Origin of the sequence: uncultured Oscillibacter sp., from assembly GCF_910579365.1 — a bacterium.
In the GTDB taxonomy this organism is placed as follows: domain Bacteria; phylum Bacillota; class Clostridia; order Oscillospirales; family Oscillospiraceae; genus Oscillibacter.
Genome location: NZ_CAJTUX010000139.1, coordinates 1 through 2964 on the forward strand (window position 1 = coordinate 1; position 2964 = coordinate 2964).

The 2964-nt window shown below is 56.8% G+C and carries 4 protein-coding genes; 2 read left to right on the plus strand and 2 right to left on the minus strand.

Annotated features, from left to right (window positions below; genetic code table 11):
* A partial coding sequence (locus tag QZ329_RS15395) for a manganese catalase family protein (protein ID WP_295753880.1) occupies window positions 1-340 on the minus strand: 340 nt, incomplete at its 3' end.
* The gene (locus QZ329_RS15400) at window positions 340-798 is read right to left on the minus strand and encodes a spore coat protein CotJB (RefSeq protein WP_295753881.1); all 459 of its coding nucleotides are present in this window, start codon (window positions 796-798) and stop codon (window positions 340-342) included. The genes QZ329_RS15395 and QZ329_RS15400, both read right to left, overlap by 1 nt.
* A 376-nt stretch (window positions 799-1174) precedes the next feature.
* Between QZ329_RS15400 and QZ329_RS15405 the strand changes: the two genes are divergently transcribed.
* Both QZ329_RS15405 and radA read left to right on the plus strand, forming a co-directional pair.
* Window positions 1175-1780: an N-acetylmuramoyl-L-alanine amidase gene (locus QZ329_RS15405; RefSeq protein WP_295753882.1), complete on the plus strand. Its 606-nt coding sequence runs from the start codon at window positions 1175-1177 to the stop codon at window positions 1778-1780.
* Window positions 1777-2964 (plus strand): DNA repair protein RadA (gene radA / locus QZ329_RS15410; RefSeq protein WP_295753884.1); only part of this gene is annotated, 1188 nt, incomplete at its 3' end. The genes QZ329_RS15405 and radA, both read left to right, overlap by 4 nt.

Genomic DNA, 2964 nt, shown 5'->3' on the forward strand with positions numbered 1-2964 from the left:
AAGGGTAACCGGAGGCAAACTGCGGGTACACGCCGGTCGTGTGGTCAACAAAATAGGCGTCAAAACCAGCCTGCTTGATCTGCTCTTCCGTCAGATTGCGGGTCAGCTGGTGGACAAGAGTCCCCACCATTTCCAGGTGTCCCAGCTCTTCGGTTCCAATATCTGTCAGCAGCCCCTTCAGCTCCGCATAGGGCATCGAGTACCGCTGGCTCAAGTAACGCAGTGAGGCGCCCAGCTCGCCGTCAGGCCCGCCATACTGGGAGATGATGACCGCCGCCAGTTTAGGGTTGCTGTTCTTTACTCTCACCGGGTATTGCAGCTTTTTCTCATATACAAACATCAGTCATTCCCTCCTACGTCCCAAGGCCAAGGATCTTTCAGCCAAGCGTATCCATCCTCCGGAGTCAAATCCGTGGACATCAGGGGACCGTACATTTTCTCGTACTTTTCCCGGCCCTCTTTTGCCAATTTAATATAGGACCAGTAGAGCTGAAGAACCTCTTGGTCGTTGGCATGGGTATCCAGATACAGGTTCAGCTCTTTGATGGCGAAGTCCAGCGCCATCAGTTCCACCAGAGCGGTGTTGGCCAGCTTGGTTTTGGCCTGAATAGCCGCCTTGAAGGGCAGCTCCAGACCGGGGAACAGCGTGCCGGCCTGCAGGGCCTCCGCCCGGCTGAGGCGGGGAGGGTTTTGCTCCTGCATGGGAATATAGGGAAATGCCAGCGGGGCGCACTTGCCGGGAAGCGTGCCAGCTCCCACGCCGCAGGAGCCGCCGGTCATCTGATTGGGTTTTTCCATATAGATTCATAACCTCCTTACGTAAAGGTGCGCGAGAACTTTCGCGTCCAGTTCATTGTATGCGGGCAAGACGGAAAGAGCTACCTGCGGGGAGAGAAACTGAGACAATTGTTCTGGTATGCCTTGATTTTTGCAGTGAAGGTTGCTATACTAACAATGTACTGAGAAAAAAGCCGCATATGGGATAAGCTGACGGACATAGTCTCATAGCAGTTTTGGATGTAATGAGGAGGCGTTGTCTGTGGTCATCCTGGTTCGAAAACGCAATTTAGTGCTCTCCGGTTTGTTTTGCTGCTTTTTTGTCGGCCTGGCCGCCGTGCTATGGAGGGGGAGCGCTGTCCCGGCATTCTCTGCCAGAGATGAAGTTCCTGTCACAGTGGTAATCGACCCAGGACACGGAGGAGAGGACGGCGGAGCAGTGTCTCCCGGCGGTGTGGCGGAGAGTCAGATCAATTTGGAGGTATCTCTCCGTGTCAGCGACCTCTTGCGTTTTGCGGGACAGCGGACACGGCTGACCCGTAGCGAAGACATAACCATTTGCGACGAGGGCCTGGATACCATGCGCCAGCGTAAAATATCCGACCTGAAAAACCGGGTGCAGCTGACGGAAGAGACGGAAAACGCGGTTTTGCTGAGTATTCATCAAAACAGTCTGCCATCGTCTCCGGTGACGTTTGGGGCTCAGGTGTTCTGGAACCGGCAGGAGGGAGCGGAGGCCCTGGCGCAGAGCATCCAGACAGCGCTGAACAGCAGCGTGAACACGGGAAACGAAAAGCACCCCCGGCAAATTCCCGACAGCATTTATCTGATGAAAAATATTACGGCTCCGGGAGTCTTGGTGGAATGCGGGTTCCTATCCAACGCGCCTGAGACCGCGCGTTTGCAGGACCCGGCCCATCAGCTGCGGCTGGCGGCCGCCATAGCGGCGGGATATTTGAACGCCGGAGCTGCGGAAGAATATGAGTTTGGAGAACGCCCATGAAACAGCCGAAAACACTTTATTTCTGCACGGAATGCGGCAACGAAACGCCGAAGTGGGCGGGACGGTGTCCCGCCTGCGGCTCATGGAATACCGTGGTGGAACGCCCGGAACCCGTATCCAAAGGGAAGAGCGGAAGAGGCGCGCGCGCTCCCTTTTCCCCAAAAGCCTGCCCGGTGACAGAGCTTCAGGACAGCGTGGAGATTCGATTTTCTACGGGAATGGGCGAACTGGACCGGGTCTTGGGGGGAGGCGCCGTCAAGGGTTCTCTGGTATTGGTGGGCGGCGCTCCCGGCATTGGAAAATCGACGCTGATGCTGCAAATCTGCGGCAGGCTTTGTGAGTTTGCCAAGGTGCTGTATGTATCCGGGGAGGAGTCCCAGCACCAGCTGAAACTCCGCGCTCAGCGGCTGTATGTGGAAAGCGAACGGCTTCTGGTGCTGTCGGAAACGGGACTGGGAGAAATGCTGGAGGCAGTTGAACAGGAACGGCCGGATGTGCTGATTGTAGATTCGATTCAAACCCTGTACAATGACGCCTTGGACTCTCCGGCAGGGAGCATCAGTCAAGTGAAAGACTGCACCATGACTCTGATGCAGCTGGCGAAACGGCACACAATTACGGTTTTTGTCATCGGACATGTCAATAAAGAGGGTTCCATTGCCGGTCCCAAGGTTCTGGAGCATATGGTGGACTGCGTGCTGTACTTTGAGGGAGACCGGCATACCTTTTTCCGGATTCTCCGGGCGGCCAAGAACCGTTTTGGCGCCACCAACGAGATTGGCGTGTTTGAGATGCGGGACAGCGGCCTGAGAGAGGTGGAAAACCCCTCTCAAATGCTGTTGTCCGGTCGCCCGGACAATGCGCCCGGCACCTGTGTGGCCTGTGTTATGGAGGGAGCAAGGCCCGTATTGGCGGAAATCCAGGCTCTGGTGGTGACGTCCGCCGGAGGAACACCCAGGCGAACCAGCAACGGCTTTGATTATAACCGTGCGTCGATGCTCTTGGCGGTGCTGGAGAAACGGGGAGGCCTGAAGATCTCTTCCTGTGACGCGTATCTAAACATCATCGGCGGGTTGCAGCTGGATGAGCCCGCCGCGGACCTTGCCGCTGTGGTGGCGCTGGCCTCCAGCTATTTGGACAAGCCCGTCCCCGGTGACCTGGCGGCCATCGGGGAGGTGGGGCTC